Origin of the sequence: Olsenella porci (assembly GCF_009695875.1) — a bacterium.
Taxonomy (GTDB): domain Bacteria; phylum Actinomycetota; class Coriobacteriia; order Coriobacteriales; family Atopobiaceae; genus Olsenella_H; species Olsenella_H porci.
Map to the genome: position 1 here is coordinate 136,017 of NZ_VUNC01000007.1, position 17,689 is coordinate 153,705.

General features: G+C 64.5%; 15 protein-coding genes, 2 tRNA genes and 1 pseudogene. 16 read left to right on the plus strand and 2 right to left on the minus strand.

The window, feature by feature from the left end; genetic code table 11:
* The first annotated feature begins 174 nt into the window (after positions 1-174).
* From rpsB to FYJ68_RS09025, 16 genes and pseudogenes are all read left to right on the plus strand, one after another.
* A complete protein-coding gene (gene rpsB / locus FYJ68_RS08955; protein ID WP_154435875.1) occupies positions 175-945 on the plus strand; it encodes a 30S ribosomal protein S2 in 771 nt (256 codons plus the stop codon).
* Positions 946-974: 29 nt separating this feature from the next.
* Positions 975-1,844, plus strand: coding sequence for a translation elongation factor Ts (tsf, locus tag FYJ68_RS08960; protein ID WP_154435877.1), 870 nt, complete (start codon positions 975-977; stop codon positions 1,842-1,844).
* A 172-nt stretch (positions 1,845-2,016) separates the two neighbouring features.
* Positions 2,017-2,736 (plus strand): UMP kinase, encoded by a 720-nt coding sequence (pyrH, locus tag FYJ68_RS08965; protein ID WP_154435879.1) that lies wholly within the window; start codon positions 2,017-2,019, stop codon positions 2,734-2,736.
* Between the two features lie 10 nt (positions 2,737-2,746).
* Complete coding sequence (frr, locus tag FYJ68_RS08970) at positions 2,747-3,292, plus strand: ribosome recycling factor (protein WP_154435881.1); 546 nt, start codon at positions 2,747-2,749, stop codon at positions 3,290-3,292.
* A gap of 393 nt (positions 3,293-3,685) precedes the next feature.
* Positions 3,686-4,483 carry an isoprenyl transferase gene (locus FYJ68_RS08975; RefSeq protein ID WP_154435919.1) on the plus strand — a complete coding sequence of 266 codons (798 nt, stop codon included), beginning with the start codon at positions 3,686-3,688 and terminating at the stop codon, positions 4,481-4,483.
* Positions 4,480-5,436 carry a phosphatidate cytidylyltransferase gene (locus FYJ68_RS08980; RefSeq protein ID WP_326832306.1) on the plus strand — a complete coding sequence of 319 codons (957 nt, stop codon included), beginning with the start codon at positions 4,480-4,482 and terminating at the stop codon, positions 5,434-5,436. The genes FYJ68_RS08975 and FYJ68_RS08980 overlap by 4 nt, the downstream gene beginning before the upstream one ends.
* 44 nt (positions 5,437-5,480) lie before the next feature.
* Positions 5,481-6,629: a 1-deoxy-D-xylulose-5-phosphate reductoisomerase gene (gene dxr / locus FYJ68_RS08985; RefSeq protein WP_154435883.1), complete on the plus strand. Its 1,149-nt coding sequence runs from the start codon at positions 5,481-5,483 to the stop codon at positions 6,627-6,629.
* Positions 6,626-8,008 carry a M50 family metallopeptidase gene (locus tag FYJ68_RS08990; protein WP_326832307.1) on the plus strand — a complete coding sequence of 461 codons (1,383 nt, stop codon included), beginning with the start codon at positions 6,626-6,628 and terminating at the stop codon, positions 8,006-8,008. Before dxr ends, FYJ68_RS08990 begins: the two co-directional genes overlap by 4 nt.
* An 8-nt stretch (positions 8,009-8,016) precedes the next feature.
* Positions 8,017-9,105 carry a flavodoxin-dependent (E)-4-hydroxy-3-methylbut-2-enyl-diphosphate synthase gene (gene ispG / locus FYJ68_RS08995; protein ID WP_154435887.1) on the plus strand — a complete coding sequence of 363 codons (1,089 nt, stop codon included), beginning with the start codon at positions 8,017-8,019 and terminating at the stop codon, positions 9,103-9,105.
* Between the two features lie 64 nt (positions 9,106-9,169).
* Positions 9,170-10,879 carry a proline--tRNA ligase gene (locus FYJ68_RS09000; RefSeq protein ID WP_154435923.1) on the plus strand — a complete coding sequence of 570 codons (1,710 nt, stop codon included), beginning with the start codon at positions 9,170-9,172 and terminating at the stop codon, positions 10,877-10,879.
* Between the two features lie 373 nt (positions 10,880-11,252).
* A tRNA-Val gene (locus FYJ68_RS09005) sits at positions 11,253-11,327 on the plus strand.
* A 41-nt stretch (positions 11,328-11,368) separates the two neighbouring features.
* Positions 11,369-11,444: transfer RNA gene (locus FYJ68_RS09010), tRNA-Ile, on the plus strand.
* 1,097 nt (positions 11,445-12,541) lie between these two features.
* Positions 12,542-12,646 (plus strand): annotated as a pseudogene (locus tag FYJ68_RS10250) (transposase); the annotation flags it as partial.
* Positions 12,646-12,828, plus strand: coding sequence for a hypothetical protein (locus tag FYJ68_RS10255; protein ID WP_229772155.1), 183 nt, complete (start codon positions 12,646-12,648; stop codon positions 12,826-12,828). The pseudogene FYJ68_RS10250 and the gene FYJ68_RS10255, both read left to right, overlap by 1 nt.
* A 118-nt stretch (positions 12,829-12,946) precedes the next feature.
* The gene (locus tag FYJ68_RS09020) at positions 12,947-13,786 is read left to right on the plus strand and encodes a hypothetical protein (protein WP_154435888.1); all 840 of its coding nucleotides are present in this window, start codon (positions 12,947-12,949) and stop codon (positions 13,784-13,786) included.
* A 380-nt stretch (positions 13,787-14,166) separates the two neighbouring features.
* Positions 14,167-15,441 (plus strand): Rib/alpha-like domain-containing protein, encoded by a 1,275-nt coding sequence (locus tag FYJ68_RS09025; RefSeq protein ID WP_154435890.1) that lies wholly within the window; start codon positions 14,167-14,169, stop codon positions 15,439-15,441.
* 108 nt (positions 15,442-15,549) lie between these two features.
* Here FYJ68_RS09025 and FYJ68_RS09030 read toward each other — a convergent pair whose 3' ends face one another.
* Positions 15,550-16,314 (minus strand): XamI family restriction endonuclease, encoded by a 765-nt coding sequence (locus tag FYJ68_RS09030; RefSeq protein WP_326832308.1) that lies wholly within the window; start codon positions 16,312-16,314, stop codon positions 15,550-15,552.
* On the minus strand, positions 16,308-17,558 hold the full coding sequence (locus FYJ68_RS09035) for an InlB B-repeat-containing protein (RefSeq protein ID WP_154435894.1): 1,251 nt from the start codon (positions 17,556-17,558) through the stop codon (positions 16,308-16,310). The genes FYJ68_RS09030 and FYJ68_RS09035 overlap by 7 nt, the downstream gene beginning before the upstream one ends.
* Between the last annotated feature and the right edge of the window lie 131 nt (positions 17,559-17,689).

Genomic DNA, 17,689 nt, shown 5'->3' on the forward strand with positions numbered 1-17,689 from the left:
CGGGTTGGCAGCGTGGTTTGCACGTTGCTATAATGTGAACTCGCTGTGCAGAAGCACGGCGACAAGACACACGCGTGACGACTCGCGGGCCATGGTGCCTGGGGCGCAGCCAAGCCCCGGGTGGTTCCGACGGGGGTGACATCACGCGGAGGACAAACCAACGGAGGTTTACACATGGCTGTCAAGATCAACATCCGCACCCTTCTCGAGGCAGGCTGCCACTACGGTCACCAGACCCGTCGCTGGAACCCCAAGATGAAGCCCTACATCTTCGGTGAGCGCAACGGCATCTACATCCTCGACCTCAAGCAGACCGTCGTGGACGCAGACAAGGCCTACACCTTCCTCAAGGACACCGCCGCCAAGGGTGGCAAGATCCTGTTTGTCGGCACCAAGAAGCAGGCGCAGGAGCCCATCCAGACCCAGGCCGAGCGCTGCGGCATGCCCTACATCAACCAGCGCTGGCTCGGCGGCATGCTCACCAACTTCGTGACCATGCGCTCCCGCATCGACCGCCTCGAGGAGCTCGAGGCCATGGTCGAGGACGGTCGCATGGCAGCCCGCGGCAAGAAGGAGCAGTCCGTCCTCACCAAGGAGCTCGAGAAGCTCCAGCGCAACCTCGGTGGCGTCCGTGACATGCGCACCCTCCCGCAGGCGCTCTTCGTTGTCGACACCAAGCGCGAGGAGATTGCCATCCGCGAGGCCAACAGGCTTCACATCCCCGTCGTCGGCCTGCTCGACACCAACTCCGACCCCGACGTCGTGGACTACGGCATCCCCGCGAACGACGACGCGATTCGCTCCGTCAACCTCATGTGCGAGCTCGTTGCCGACGCCATCCTGGCTGGCAGCGGCAAGGAGCAGATTTCCGAGCAGGAGATGGCTTCTGGTGAGACGACCCCCGCGGTCGAGACCGCTGCAGCCGAGGCTTCCGCAGCAGAGTAGCGTTCGAACGCATTAGATAGGAGAGATACATGGCACAGGTTACTGCCGCTCTGGTCAAGCAGCTCCGCGAGATGACCGACTCCCCCATGATGGAGTGCAAGAAGGCTCTCGTCGAGGCCGATGGCGACATCGAGAAGGCCGTCGACGTGCTCCGCAAGATGGGCGTTGCCAAGGCCGTCAAGCGCGCTGGGCGCGACACCAACGAGGGCACCGTGGCGGCGTACGTCTCCGAGGATGGCAAGACTGGCGCACTCCTCGAGCTCACCTGCGAGACCGACTTCGTGGGCACCAACCCCAAGTTCACTGGGTTTGCGAACGACCTCGCCAAGGTCGTGGCCGAGAACGACCCTGCCGACGTCGACGCGCTGCTCGCCCTCCCCATGGGCGAGGACACCGTCAAGGACGAGCTCACCGAGATGATTCACGTCATCGGCGAGAACATGAAGATCGCCCGCTTCCAGCGCGTGACCGTCGAGAACGGTGCGCTTGCCAGCTACATCCACCTCGGTGGCAAGCTCGCTGACATCACCGTGTTCGAGTTCTCCAAGCCCGAGACCGCGCAGAACGAGGAGTTCAAGACCTTCGCGCACGACGTGTGCATGCAGGTCGCGGCAATCGCCCCCGTCTCCGCGCGCCGCGAGGACGTTCCCGAGGACGTCATCGCCCACGAGAAGTCCATCTACATGGCTCAGGCCGCCGATTCCGGCAAGCCCGAGTTCATCCAGGAGAAGATCGCCCTCGGCAAGCTCGAGAAGTTCTACAAGGAGAACGTCCTCACCGAGCAGGAGTTCATCAAGGATTCCAGCATGACCATCGCCGACCTCGCCAAGAAGGTCGACAAGGCCACGGAGGATACCATCCAGATCACCCGCTTCGTTCGCTTCGCGTTCGGCGAGTAACGGGATACCAAGCATGGGAAGGGCCGATGCCGCAGGGCACCGGCCCTTCGTGTATGTCTAGACCGTCCGCTCGCCTTTGGGTGGGGTAGGCGTCCCAGCGCCTCTGATAGAATCTTTGGGGCATCGTGGAAGGCTTGCGTGCCCTTCACCACAACGTGACAGGAGGCTCGACTTGTCTGACTACAAGTACAAGCGCGTTCTTCTCAAGCTCTCGGGAGAGGCCCTCATGGGCTCCAAGGAGTTTGGCATCGACCCAGGCGTCCCCCAGAAGATCGCCGACGACATCAAGGCAGCCCACGAGGCGGGCGTGCAGATTGCCGTCGTCGTTGGTGGCGGCAACATCTTCCGTGGGCTCTCGGGTGCTGCTGCCGGCATGGACCGCGCCCAGGGCGACAACATGGGCATGCTCGCCACGGTCATCAACTCCCTGGCGCTCCAGGACACCTTCGAGCACAACGGCATGGAGTGCAGGGTCATGAGCGCCATCGAGATGCACGCGATCTCCGAGACCTACATCAGACGCCGGGCCATCCGTCATCTGGAGAAGGGGCGAATCACCATCTTCGCTGCGGGGACCGGTAACCCGTACTTCACCACCGACACGGCTGCCGCGCTCCGCGCGTGCGAGATTGGTGCCGAGGTTCTCATGAAGGCCACTAAGGTGGACGGCATCTACGACATGGATCCCGTCTCGCACCCCGAGGCCAAGAAGTTCGATACCATCAGCTACATGGAGGTTCTCAACCGCGACCTCCACGTCATGGATGCGACGGCAACCGCCCTCTGCCATGACAACCACATGCCGATCATGGTCTTCAACCTCGACGAGAAGGGCATCTTTGACCGTGCCCTCAGGGGCGAGAGCGTTGGAACCACCGTCGTAGACGAATAGGGAGGCTCTCATGAGCGAGTACGGCGACTTTGCCAAGAAGCACATGGACAAGTGCATCGAGGGGCTGAGGCACAACTTCGCGAAGGTTCGCACGGGTCGAGCGAACGCGCATGTCCTCGACGACATCAAGGTTGACTACTACGGCCAGCCCACGCCCATCACGCAGCTGGCTGGCGTCAAGGTCCCCGAGGCCTCCATGCTCGTGGTGGAGCCCTGGGACAAGACGGCCCTGAAGGCCATCGAGAAGGCAATCGAGTCCTCCGACCTGGGGATTACGCCCTCCAACGACGGCGTCTCGATTCGTCTCCCCTTCCCCAAGCCCACCGAGGAGCGTCGTCGCGAGCTCGCCAAGGAGTGCAGCAAGTACGGCGAGGAGGCCAAGGTGGCCATTCGAAACGCCCGTCGTGACGCCAACAACAAGGCCGAGCGTGACGAGGACCTCTCGGAGGACGACGTTGCCCGCGTGAAGAAGGAAGTCCAAAAGATCACCGACGACTACGTCAAGAAGGTCGACGCGCTGCTCAAGGAGAAGACCGCCGAGGTCATGGAGATCTAGGCTACACCACTGGCGCTGGGCGTTGGAGCTGGTGCGATTAGCTCGTTCCTTGGGAGCGGTTAACTCAGAAGAGAGAGCGTGCCCATCCCTCGACGGAGGGGTGGGCATTTGCATTTGGCACTTGCGCCAAGGCTGACGGCAGGGGGCTTTGGAAAACCGTTCACCAGTCGAGGCGCCATTGCCGGCATGCCGCTGGTGGCGCTGCAACCGAAACACGCGGTCCTCTCATATGGAATGCAAATAAACTGCACTTCAGAGCGTTTGTGTGCATCCATGGAAAGTGCGTCCCAAATCAAAACGCTCACTGTCGTTATGGCACACTACTCGCATAATGGAAACGCTTGTGCATGGACGCTGGCACAATGCATAGTTCGGGAAAACCACTTGGCCGAGATGAGGTTTCAGGTGCAGCGGGACGAGGGAAAGCTTCGCGAGTACTTTGTCGAGGCGCCGACGGACATCAGCCTGGGGGACATTGACCTCCAACGCATTCCGTCGCACGTCTCCATCATCATGGACGGAAACGGGCGCTGGGCACAGGCCCGCGGGCTCGATCGGTCCGAGGGACACGTCGCCGGAGTGGACTCGCTGAGGGAGACGGTCACCACGAGCGTGAGACTGGGGCTCGACGTGCTGTCGTGCTATGCCTTCTCGACCGAGAACTGGAAGCGTCCGCAGCACGAGGTCGATCTCCTCATGCACCTCTTTGCAACCACGCTCCTCAACGAGCTGCCGCTCTTTCACCAGGAGAACGTGAGGCTGCGCTTCTTTGGCGACCTCGAGGCGCTCCCCAAGGAGACCTACGACGTGTTCCAGGAAGGGCTGGAGGAGACGAGCGGCAACACGGGCATGACCTTTGCCCTCGCCGTCAACTATGGCTCAAGGGCCGAGATCGCCCGCGCCGCGCGCCTGGTCGCGGAGTCCGTGGCATCAGGCGAACTCTCTCCCAACGACGTGGATGAGGATGCCATCTCGTCTCGTCTGTACACCGCCGGCTTACCCGATCCAGACTTGCTCATCAGGACGTCTGGCGAGCTCAGGCTTTCCAACTATCTGCTGTGGCAGCTCGCCTACACGGAGTTCTACGTTACAAGCACCTTGTGGCCGGACTTCTCCCGCTGGGACATGCTCCGTGCCATCAAGTCGTTTCAGTCGCGCAAGAGGCGCTTTGGGGGTGTCGTGTCAAAGTGAGCGAGGCAAACGGGGAGACGAACGGGTCGTCTGAGCCCAAGGAGAGCGCGATCGACCGAGAGATAGACAAGCTCGAGAAGAAGCGCGAGGAGCAGGAGGACGATCGGGTTTCTGGCAACCTTAGGAGCCAGAAGGCCCGTGGATGGACCGAGAAGATGCTCACCCGAACCACCTCCGGCGCCATCTACGCCATCGTGACTGTTGGGTGTCTCTTCTGGGGCGTCATCCCCACCGCCGTGCTGGTGTCCGCCATGGCGTGGCTGTGCTGCTCCGAGTTCTATCGCATGTCTCGCATGGGTGGCAGGATGCCCAACGAGATCGTGGGCCTTACTGCGGCGATCCTGTTCCCGCTGGCTCCCGTCATCTCGCCCCACTACGGCCTCTTGGTGGTGATACTGCTTCTGCTCATCGCATGCGCGATGTGGTTCGTCCTCAACCTGCGCGTGACCATTGGTGACGTTGCGATCACGGCCTTTGGCCCCATCTACACGTCGCTCATGTTTGCCTGCATCGTGCTCATCCGCAAGTCCGACCCCGGGTTCTGGGGCGGGCTTCTCGCATTTGGCGTCATGGGGTCGGTTTGGCTCAACGACACTGCGGCCTACTTCGTGGGGTCGCGCTTCGGTCGCCACAAGCTCGCTCCTAAGATCTCGCCCAACAAGAGCGTCGAGGGCTTCTGGGGCGGTATCGCGGGGACCATCATCGTATGGCTCATCCTCGCGCGCCTCGGCGTCGCGGGCATTGGCTACGGTACCGCCGTGGCTTGCGGCATCGTGGTGGGCATAACCTCCGTGGTGGGCGACCTCTTTGAGTCGCGCATCAAGCGCGGCGTGGGCGTCAAGGACTCCGGCAACATCATGCCCGGGCATGGCGGCCTTCTCGACCGGTCCGACTCCATGCTCTTCGCGAGCATGACCGCATACCTTCTTCTGCACTTTGGGGGGATTCTTTGAGCATATTCGAGGACACGGCCCCAAGGGCGCCTCGCAGGCGCCCGATGCGTGTGGCCATCCTGGGAGCGTCTGGGTCCATCGGTACCCAGGCGCTTGACGTTTGCAGGCAGCACGCTGACAAGCTGAGCGTCGTCACGATCTCCGTCAACTCTTCCACCGAGCGGGCGGTTGCCATCGCCCGCGAGTTTGGCGTGAGCCACGTGGTCGTCTCGGACGTGACGCACCGCAACGACCCGGTGCTGCGCGACCTTCCCGCCGGGTGTGACTGCTCCTTTGGGCCCGGCGCGCTCGAGGATGTCGCCTGGATGGACGACGTCGACTGCGTCCTCAATGCGGTCGTCGGGGCGGCGGGCATTCACGTGGGGTACGCCGCCCTCAAGGCCGGCAAGGTCCTGACCTACGCCAACAAGGAGTCCATCGTCATCGCCGGCGACCTCCTTATGCCGCTCGCCAAGCCCGGCATGCTCGTCCCCCTCGACTCCGAGCACAGCGCCATCTTCCAGTGCCTGGTGGGGGAGAGGCACGCGGACATCCACTGCCTGTGGCTCACCTGCTCGGGCGGTCCGTTCTATGGCCTCTCTCGCGAGGAGCTCTCTCGGGCGACCGCCGCCCAGGCGCTGCGCCACCCCACGTGGACCATGGGCCCCAAGATCACCATCGACTCGGCGACACTAATGAACAAGGGACTTGAGATCATCGAGGCCCATCACCTGTTCGACGTCCCCATCGACGACGTCCGCGTCCTTGTTCAGCGCCAGAGCCGCATCCACTCGATGGTCGAGTTTGCGGATGGCGTGGTGAAGGCGCAACTGGGCCCGTCGGACATGCGGATTCCCATCCAGTACGCGTTCAGCTACCCGGAGCGGTGGGCGACGCCTTCCCCGCGGGTGGACTACGCGGCGGGCGAGCCGCTCACCTTTGGCGAGGCGGACGAGAGCACCTTCCGCTGCCTGGCGCTGGCCAAGCACGCTGGCAGGGTTGGCGGCACGCTCCCGTGCGCTATGAACGCCGCCAACGAGGTTGCCAACCTCGCCTTTAGGGAGGACCGCTGCGGCTTCCTCGACATCGAGCGTACCGTGGAGGCCGTCATGGGCAGGACGGACGTCGTCCCCGTCGAGAGCGTGGAGCAGCTTGCCGAGGTCGACGCTTGGGCGCGCCAAGAGGCGGAGTCGCTGCTCGGGGGGCACAAGTGAGTCTCGGCGGCGTTGCCTCGGCAGTCTTCTGGGGCATCGTCGTACTCTCGTTTCTCGTGTTCGTGCACGAGGGCGGGCACTACCTTGCCGCACGCGCCTGCGGTATGCGCGTGACGGAGTTCTTTCTGGGCCTTCCCTGCAGGTTCCGGCTCTCGTGGCGCTCCCGCAAGACGGGTACGGAGTACGGCGTGACCCCCATCCTGCTGGGCGGCTACACCCGCATCTGCGGGATGGAGGGTGCGGACGACGAGCTTCTCGCCCCCTGTCTTGCCATCGTGCAGGAGCGTGGCCGAATCTCTGCAACCGACGTCGCGGCGGAGCTGCAAATCGACGAGGAACGTGCCTATCGCCTGCTTGCCTCCCTCGCTGACCTCGCCTCCATCGAGCCCTGGTACGACGACGAGGCGGGGGAGAGGCCCGGGCAGTCAACATGGCCCGAGCACTTCCAGACGGTCGCCCGCGACGCCGGCATGCTCACCGCCTACGACAGGGGGCACGACTTTGACGCCCCGGGCTTCTCGCCCGCGGGGGAGAGCCGTCCCATCCAGGGGGACCCTGGGGAGTTCCTGAGGGCAGAGCAGGCCCGCACCTACGAGGGCAAGGGCTTCTGGCCCCGTGTCGCGACCCTGTTCGCTGGGCCGCTGGTCAACCTGCTCTGCGCATTCTTGGTTATGGTCCTGGCGCTCACGATCTGCGGCGTCGGCGTGGTCAAGAACAGCAACACGCTGGGTGCGGTGGAGGCAGGCTCGCTCGCGGAGAAGGCGGGGCTCAAGGCCGGCGACACCCTCACCCAGATTGGCGGCGAGGCGGTCAGCGACTGGAAGAGCCTAGGGACCGCCATCGACGACGCCCTCTCGTCAGGCGACGACTTCCAGATCGCGTACACCCGCGATGGCGAGTCCCACACCACGACCGTGGACGTGCCCGACGACGGGTCGGCGACCATGCTGGGCGTTGACGCACAGACCGAGACCTACCACCCCACCGTGGTCGAGGCGTCGCGCTCCGCATTCGCATATGGCGCCGAGGTCGCGACGTTCGCCGTACGGCTCATCATCCCAACCCACACGGTCGAGACGATGCAGAGCACCTCGTCGGTCGTGGGCATCTCGACCATGGCGAGCCAGGCGGCGCAGGCTGGACCCTACGAGCTCGCCCTGTTTGTGGCGATGATCTCGATGTCGCTGGGGTTCATGAACCTGCTCCCCATCCCACCGCTCGACGGCGGCAAGATCCTGATCGAGGTCATCCAGGCGGTTTCGCGCCACCGGGTCTCCGCACGCGCACAGGCCATCGTGAGCTACGTCGGCCTCGCGTTCTTCCTCGTCCTCTTCGCGTTTGCGCTGAGGAACGACTTCGTCAACATCATCCTTCGCTAGGGGGTCACATGAGCGAGACGAGTACGGCGGGCGCGCCCGCACGGTCACGCACGCACCAGGTTCACGTGGGGCAGGTTCCCGTTGGGGGAGGTGCCCCGGTCTCGGTTCAGTCGATGTGCACGACCAGGACCAGCGACCCCAAGGCAACCCTGGCGCAGATCTCGCGTCTCGCCGAGGCCGGCTGCGAGATTATCCGGGTCGCCATCCCCAACGCGCAGGCGCTCGACGGCTTTGGCACCATCTGCGGCGAGAGCCCGCTGCCTGTCGTGGCCGACATCCACTTCGACCACAAGCTTGCCATCGAGGCCGTCTCCCGCGGTGCCTCGGCAATTCGCATCAACCCGGGTAACATCGGGTCTCTCGACCGCGTCGACGCGGTCATCGACGCTGCCGGTTCCGCGGGCGTGCCCATTCGCATCGGAGTCAACGCGGGGTCCCTGGACCCTGACATCGACAGGCGAGAGGACCTTGACCCTTCGCAGAAGCTCGTGGCGTCGGCAGTCTCGTTCGTCCGCCACTTTGAGGAGCGCGGGTTCCGTGACGTGGTCCTCTCCGCCAAGGCGCACTCGGTGCCCACGACCATCCGCACGTATCGAACCCTCTCGCGCGAGCTCCCCACCGTCCCGCTGCACGTGGGAGTGACCGAGGCTGGCACGCTCCGCCAGGGAACGGTCAAGAACAGCATCGCCGTGGGAACGCTGTTGCAGGACGGCATCGGTGACACCATGCGGCTCTCGCTCACCGCGGACCCCGTGGAGGAGGTGCTCGTTGCCTGGGACCTGCTCTCGTGCCTGGGCATGCGTCGCCTGAGGCCCGAGCTCGTGAGCTGCCCCACCTGCGGGCGCTGCCAGGTGGACCTGATCGACATCGCACGCCAGGTGTCGGACCGACTGGAGGGCATGCGCGCGCCCATCTCCGTCGCCGTCATGGGCTGCGTGGTCAATGGCCCCGGCGAGGCGCGCGACGCCGACCTGGGGGTCGCCTGCGGCAAGGGGCAGGGGCTCCTCTTCGAGAATGGCAAGCCCCTGCGCAAGGTCACGGAGGACAAGATAGTGGACGAGCTTGTCTCCGAGATCAAGAGCCGCTACCAAGGCTGAGCCACGGCGTATCATGGTCAGCGTGTGTGAAGTAACCCGGAAGGAAGAAACCTTGAGCACCTACATGAAGATGTCCCGCCTCTACGCACCGACCCTCAAGGAGGACCCTGCCGAGGCGGAGCTGGCCAGCCACAAGCTCCTCCTCAGGGCGGGCATGATCCGCAAGGGGGCCTCGGGCCTCTACAGCTACCTCCCGCTCGCATGGAGGTCGATCCTCAAGATCGAGCGGATCATCCGCGAGGAGATGGACGCCATCGGCGCGCAGGAGATGCAGGTCCCCATCCTCACCGACGGCGAGCTCTGGCGCCAGTCGGGCCGTTGGGGCGTGTACGGGCCCGAGCTCATGCGCCTGAAGGACCGCCACGAGCGCGAGTTCGCCCTTGGCCCCACCCACGAGGAGTCGTTCACCGACCTGGTGCGCAACGAGCTCCGCAGCTACAAGCAGCTCCCCGTGACCCTCTACCAGATCCAGGACAAGTTCCGCGACGAGCTGCGCCCGCGCTTTGGCCTCATGAGGAGCCGCGAGTTCATCATGAAGGATGGCTACTCGTTCTCCGCGGACGAGGAGTCCATGCGCCAGTGCTACCAGGAGGAGAAGGAGGCCTACGCGCGCATCGCTGAGAGGTGCGGCGTCAGGGCGCTTCCCGTTGTGGCCGACTCCGGCCAGATTGGCGGCGACTCCTCCGTCGAGTTCATGGCGCTCGCAGACGCGGGCGAGGCGGAGCTCGTGTACTGCGACGACTGCGGCTTCGCGGCGGACGTCGAGGCGGCGACCGCCAAGGTCCACGTGACCGAGGGCGCGGAGGGCGAGCTGGAGCGCGTCCATACGCCGGGGGCGGGTTCCATCGCCGACGTGAGCGCGCTTCTCGGCGTGGAGCAGAGCGGCACGCGCAAGGCCCTCGCGCTGGTGGATGGCGAGGGGAACCCCGTCGTCTGCTTCGTGCCCGGCGACCACGACATGAACGACGTCAAGGCCGAGCACGCCTTTGGTGCCTACCACCTCATGACCGACGAGGAGCTTGAGCAGTACGGCCTGGTCAAGGGCTTCATCGGTCCGGTCGGGCTGCCCCAGGGCATCCGCGTCTGCGCGGACGAGTCGCTCAGGGAGTCCACGTGGTGGCTCGTCGGCGCCAACGAGGCGGACTATCACTTCGTGCACGCCAAGCGCGGGCGCGACTTCCAGATCGCCAACGACGCTTGGGTGGACGTCGTGACCGCCAAGCCGGGCGACCTCTGCCCCAAGTGCGGCCGTCCCCTCAAGGGCGCGCGTGGCATCGAGATGGGCCAGGTGTTCCAGCTGGGCACCAAGTACTCCGAGGCCATGGGCGCCACCTTCGCCGACGTGGACGGGCACGAGCAGCCGCTCCAGATGGGCTGCTACGGCATCGGAGTCTCAAGGACTGTCGCGGCCGTTGTTGAGCAGCACCACGACGACAACGGGATCATCTGGCCCGTTTCGGTCGCACCGTACGAGGTCGAGGTCATTCCCCTCTCCATTGGCGACGACGTCGTGTGGCCCGTCGCCGAGCAGGTCGCAGACGGGCTTGCGAAGGAGGGCGTCGAGGTCGTGCTGGACGACCGCAAGGAGCGCCCGGGCGTCAAGTTCAACGATGCTGACCTCATGGGCTTCCCGTATCAGGTCGTCTGCGGCAAGAAGGCCGTCAAGAACGGCAACGTCGAGGTCAAGGACCGCGCGACGGGGGAGAGGAGCGAGCTTCCTATCTCGGAGGTCGTCGCGACGCTTGCCGCCCGCGTTCGCTCCCAGCGTGCGTAGCGTGTGCTCGTAGGCTAACCTAGCTAGTAACCAATGCAGCTCCCTCGGATGACATGACGTCCGGGGGGCTGTTTGTTTGAGTGGGTGTCCCGTCATTGGAACATTACGCAATCATCGATAGATACCGCCGCTTGCGGCACAAATTTTGATTCACAGGTTTCAGTTTCCAAGCCGTTACGTTGGGCGTATCGCAAGGTTTGCATGCGTAAGGCCACCGGGCTTTCCACTGTTAGCCATGAAACGCACATTGAAGCAATCTAGGGCGCACGATATAAGTGGCGGAAAAAACTGGCGAATCTTTAGTAGCGATATTTTAATCGATATTTCTGCTTTACCCCCATGGAACTCTCTGGTAAGATGCTCCTTGCACTGAGGGCGATTGGCTCAGGGGTAGAGCACTTCCTTCACACGGAAGGGGTCGCTGGTTCGAATCCAGCATCGCCCACCATGACATTGAGGCGACGGCTTCGGTCGTCGCCATTTTTGTAAGGGCCCATGGCGCAACGGTTAGCGCAGGGGACTCATAATCCCTGGGTTGCAGGTTCGAATCCTGCTGGGCCCACCATGAAAGCGACGCTCCCGGCGAGTCTTCGCTGGGGGCGTTTTGGTAGCTCTAGACTTCTCCTCGGGAAGCCATCAGGAAATTCTCGGTCTCGCGTTTAAGCTAGGCGACTGAGTGCCGACAAACAACGGCAATGCAAATGTTGAGCATTGACCTGTGTAGCCGCAATGAGCATTCCATCAGGCCTAGCAGAGAAAGCTCACTTGACCGAAGTAGGATCGCGTCGTAAACGTTGGTGTAAGCGAAGGGGCCGTCGGGCTTGACCGTCGGCCGAGAAGGGGCGGCCATCGTCCCAGAATCTGAAATCGCGACAGGTCGGATCCTTGGGAAAGGGACGATGGCCGCAACGCAAAGCGTGTCAGACGCGCCGCCCACGGCGACCCTGGGCGGCGCGACCATGCCGAGGTTCCAGGACGGCACGATTGACATGCGGGGGCTGCTGCGGAGGCTCGCGGGGGGCGTCGCGAGCGAGACCATGGGCGCCGGGGCCGACCGGATGCCCGGCGGGGGCAACGGCAGGAACCGCTGCAGGGAGCACAGGCCACCGACCTGCGTGGGGACGCTCGCGCCCGGGGTCCCGGAGCCCGGGCGGGGCCGCTTCCTCCCCGAGGGCGTCCTTACCCGCTACCAGGGGGAGGCCCGGAAGATGGGCATGGACGGGCTGTCGAAGGGCCGGGCCGGCGCGGTGGCGAGGGACCCGTGCGCCGACGTGGGGGAGCTGCGGCTCCCCGGGGTCCGCGCCCCCTGCCTCCGGCTCGACGCGACCCACGCGAAGCGCGGGGGGGAGGGCCGCGTGGCGCCCGCCGCGGCGGTGACGGCCATCGGCTGCGGCGGGCGCGGGTGGGGGCGCGTCCCGGGCGCGCCGGTCGCCGACGCCGGGGGCCACGGCTCCCGGCCCTCCTTCCCGGACGCCGCCAGGCAAGGGGGCGCCTCGGGCGTCCGGCTCGTCACGCCCGACGCCCACGAGGGGCTGAGGGGCCATGCGGGAGGCCTTCCGGGGCGCGGCCCGGCAGCGCCGCGTCGTCCGCCTCATGCGCGACTGCGCGCGTGGGGCCGGGGGCTGGCAGCTCGGCCGGCGAGCGTACGGGATGGTCGGCGCGAACAACGCGCAGGAGAGGACCGACAGGGAGATCAGGCGCAGGTCGAGGGTGGTGCAGGTGTTCCCCTCGGAGGCGTCGCTGGCCCGCCTGGTGGGGGCGGTGTTGTGCTAGCGGGACGAAGGGTGGTCGGGTCGCGCTACTTCTCGGAGGAGAAGATCTCCGAGCTCTGCGAGGACGGGCCTAAGCCCGAGCCGCCGAGCGAGGGGAGCAGCGGGGAGCTCGGGTTCGTGGCGGAGCAGGCGACCAGGGCGAGCCTCGAGCTTGCGGACAGGATGGAGGCGGCATAGGATACAGGCGAGGTTTCGAATCCTAGCGACGCCCCACTCGCTCGGCCGGGACGAGCCCGGCACTCGCCCTCGGGCTTACGCCAACTTTCTCGACGCTACCGAATTCGTCGGCGTCGGCATGCTCGACGTAAGACGCATCCATAGCAGCGTCAGCAAGACCTATTACGATAAGAGGGCGATACTCGAGGCGGACCGCGACGGCATCTTGTGCGGCCTCGATGGGCTGGAGAAAACGGGCGGCGTCCGCCGTAACAAGCCAGCATGCAATGACCAGATTATCGGCTACATGGTCACCCACAGCTCGGGATTCGATAACCCCGATTTAGACTCAAGCCTGTTCGTCGGGGGTCGATACGACGGGAACGGCTTCTACCTGCGCAAGGACAACTATCTGCAGAAGATGCCGCTGTTCGCGATGTCGCGCTATATCACGTACAACCGTGAGTGGACGCAGCGGGCCCGCATCATGAAGTCGGGTGACGGCGCGAACCGATTCAACGCCGATGTCGCGTCCGGAGAACTCGACCAGTGGCTGCGCAAGTGCCTGCTGTTCACGTGCGTTGAGTCACAGAACCACATGCGCACTTTCACCGGCAGCGACGGGCGGTTCTACCGAAACGAGCTGTGCATGGACACAACAAACGGCCCGACCGTCACATCCGAGGATTTGAGGAGGCTCGATGTCGGGGAACCCGAGCAGCGCGTCATCGACCAATGGAACGTGTTGCTGGGGGCCGCGAAGGAGACAGCTGAGTACAATCCCGCTCTGACCTATGGCGTCTACCAGATTCGCGTTGAAATCGACACCTCGTACAAGGACGAGGATGGTAAGACCGTCTGGAACAACGTCGAGGTCCATTCCGCTTACCAAACATTGAAGACGCTGGCCACGGACTATTACAACAGCGAAATAGTGCCGACACTGTTCAAATATGAGTTCTTGAAATACGACGACTGAAAACCAACATGTCGTTTGCTTGACAGAGGACGGCTCCTGTTAGAGCCGTCCTCTTTTGAGCTTGTGCGTTATGTTAAGACAAGGTTCAGAATTTCATTCTGTCAACACTGGTCTAACAGGGCCTAACGCCTCGGTGTCGAAGGCGCGGTCGGCAGGAGGTGCGGGGATGCCCTCGCGTCACCCTGGGCCTTGCGGGTCCCGTGACCGTCGTGGGGGACATGACGTAAACCTTCCGCACGCCCCCGTCCGTTCCCCGCGCATGGGAAAGGGGCGGGCGCCGACGACCTCTCGACGCCCGGCGAAGGGGCTTCACGAACCCTGAACGACACGGTGTACTCTTAATCGTGAGAAGAGAGACAGCGAGCGGGAGGAGAGGAACCATGAGGGATTACAGGACCAGGATCGGGATGGGGCTCGCGGGGGCCGCGGCGTCGGTGGCGGTCGCGGCGGGCCTCGGGCTCGGGGCGGTCGCGGCGACGCCCGCCATGGCGGCGGACTGGGGCGGCACCCAGCCGATGCACCGACTGTACAACCCCAACAGCGGGGAGCACTTCTACACGGGCAACACCAACGAGCGCGACCACCTCGTCAAGGTCGGCTGGCGCTACGAGGGCACGGGCTGGGTCGCCCCGGCCAAGAGCTCCACGCCCGTCTACCGACTCTACAACCCCAACGCGGGCGACCACCACTACACGATGAGCAGGGGCGAGCGCGACCACCTCGTGAGCGTGGGCTGGAGGTACGAGGGGATCGGCTGGTACAGCTCCGACGCGAAGTCGGTGCCCCTCTACCGCCAGTACAACCCCAACGCCAGGACGGGCTCCCACAACTTCACGACGAGCCGCGGCGAGCAGGCCGTGCTGGTCTCCAAGGGCTGGAGGGCCGAGGGCACGGCCTGGTACGGCACCAGCGCCAAGGCGGCGCAGGGCCCGCTCTCTGATGCCTACGACCCCAGGGCCGCGTCGCCCACCGTCGCGGTCGGCTCCAGCATCGACCCCAGGTCGGCCATAGCCGACGCCGCGTCTCTGCCGGACGGCACCGCGTTCACGTGGGCTGAGGCCCCCGACACCTCCCGCGAGGGCACGGCGGAGGGCACCGTCACAGTCACCTACCCCGACGGCACCGCGGACACCGTGGCGGTGACCGTGACCGTCCGCGAGAAGCTCATGGCCGACGAGTACCAGCCCGCGGGGAGGAGGCTGGTCGTGAAGCAGGGCAACAAGCCCAACCCCCACTGCGCACTCACCAACGAGGGCGACCTGCCCGAGGGGACGAAGCTCTCCTGGAGGGCGACGCCCTCCACGAAGGCGACCGGCGTCTCCAAGGCCACCCTCGTGGCGACCTACCCCGACGGCTCCTCCGACGCCGTGACCGTGACGGTCGAGGTGCAGGACGAGGCGACGTTCGCGAACTCCTGGGCGACCATGAAGTTCGACGGCATCACGAGGGTGTACCTCATCAAGGTCCCCGACGGTGACTCGGCGGCGAACATCGATGGGTACTTCAGCAACGCCGACTTCCCCTCCGCCAAGGACGCGCAGGACTACATGGAGTCGCTGCACAGGGTCTGGGGCTACGACATCAGCCGCTACACCGTCGTCGGGCCGTTCGTTGATGCCCCCGACGACAAGAGTTGGATCCCGGTTGCCGAGTAGGGGCCACTTCCAAGGCACTGTAATATGATCTGTCCCAGGGCGGGCGCCGACGACCTCTCGGTGCCCGCCCCTATCTTGTGCGCGGGGAACGGACGGGGGCGGGCGCGTTTATTTGGTCGAATTTACAAACTCCTCCAGCTCTTCCAAATGCGATGACCAGAAGAGGAACGCACCCGCCTCTTGTGCGTCGATCAGGTTTTTCGTCTTGTAACACCCCTGGAGAACGGCTCCAGACACACACTGCCGCCCAAAGGCGACCCTCCACTTCGTCACCTTGTCTAGGGTCTCGTGATTGAGCCTCTTATAGGAATTAACCTCACTGTTGGAGACCTTGCACTCTAGGCACATCAACCTGCCGTCATAGAGCCCGAGGACGACATCCGCCTTCGATCCAGCCACCCTGGTCTCTCCAGCAAAGACCTGGCCCGGCAAAGGTCCGTCCTTGGCAATGTCAAAGTCATGATTGGCAATGGATTCCATGCCGCAACGCTCAACCAGCGCTCGCCTCACATCCTCCTCCTGGCTGTGGCTCGAATTGCCACGCAAGTCGGTCTTCGTCCTTTGGTCTGCTATGAGCGCTGCGACCGCAATGCAAGCGGCCTTCCGTTCGTCCCCCCTCGGAGACCTTCCATCCTCTATCCAAGGGAGAACGTCCATGTTGAGGTTTCGACTTAGGTACTCAAGTGCGGAACCTGCGAGAGCACCATCTTTAAACCTAGTACGGCTCGTTGTGCCCGCATCTGAAAGGCTCTTGAAGTCATCCTCGCTTACCGTCGGACGATCCATGGCGCGAAGAACGTACAACAAGCCCTCCTCAAGAAGCGGCTTGCCGCTCTCTCGAAGATCCAAAAGGTCGTTCGTTTCACCTAGCACCCTTTCGGCGGCATGCCGTGCCTGTACGAAAAACCTGTGATAGGTTGCGGAGGTTGATCGTTCGTTTGCAAAGCGCTCCCTGACGAATGCCTCCGTACCTTCCTTTGCGCGTAATTTGAGTTCCGCTGCGGAGAGCGTCCTTGGAAGAGCGTGCCCACGGTGTGGGCGTCGATCTCCGCGAAGCTGACGTTGGTGTTAGTGGCCTTGTCGCGGAGGTAGGTGATCTGGATGCCATTCTGAACTTGGGCACGATCATAGAGGTCAGCAGGCTGGTACGACTTCCAGCCGAAGCCGGTTTTCCCGTTCCACATGGTGAAGTAGCCGCCCCATGCGTGCCAGAGGTTGGCCTTGTCGAGGATGTCGGCGAGGGTCTTCCCGGTCGGCTCCTTTCCCGTCGCCCTCTCGTAGTCCGCGATCGCATTCTGCCACGTCGCGATGTCCATCCATGTTTGATGCCTGGGGTCGACGTAGATGCCCTTGCCGTTCACCTGGGCGGAGCCGTCGGCGGGGTAGAAGTCGAAGTCGCCGTTGATGAGGTGGTCGGGCAGGTCGGTGCTATCGACGCTCCAATAGGCCTTGAGCGTGATGGACTTCCCGTTCTCGGGTATGGGCATGACCGTCGTGGCGCCCCACTGGGTGCCGGAGTCATCGAACCAGCCGAGGAACTTGAAGCCGGGGGTGCCGGTCGGCGTCGGCAGCGTCCCGACCTGCGAGAGGTAGCGGACGGTCTTCGTGCCGTCGGCATCGGAGAGGTAGCCGCCCGTCGTGGTGTCGAAGACGAGGGTATACGCCTTCGTCTGCCACTGCGCGTACAGCGTGACCTTGTCGGCCCCGCCGAGCGAGGCGTACGTCACGCTGGCCCCCGCGGCGACGGCGGTTCCGCTGCCGTCCCTCTTGGTGTTCCAGCCGACGAAATCGTAGCCGCGCCTCTCGTAGGCGCACTCGGGCGCCTTGGCGCCCGTCTCGTCCGAGAGGAGCGACCTCGCCGCCATGGACCCGGAGGTGGCGCCGTTGCCGTCGAACGAGACGGTCGCCACCCTGGGCTCCCACTGCGCGTGGAGCGTCACGGTCGCGCCGCGCTCGCTCGTGAGGTTGCGCACGGTGGCGCCGTCCGCGTAGCGGGCGCCGGCCCTGCTGGAGAGCCCCGTCACGAACGCGGCCCCGCCCGTGGCCCGCACCGCGGGCTGGGCGTAGGAGACGGCCTTGCCCTCCCAGGTTGCGGGAACCGTGGCGTCGAGCGCCACGAGGTGTTGAAGTCAAGATAGATTTCACCAGACTAGACAGCGAACCGCCCCCATCCGCACCAACGTACATTCGCCAGTCCCGTCACCGCGGGGCGCCGGAATCGGCGACCACTGCCGGCGAGGCCCTGTCC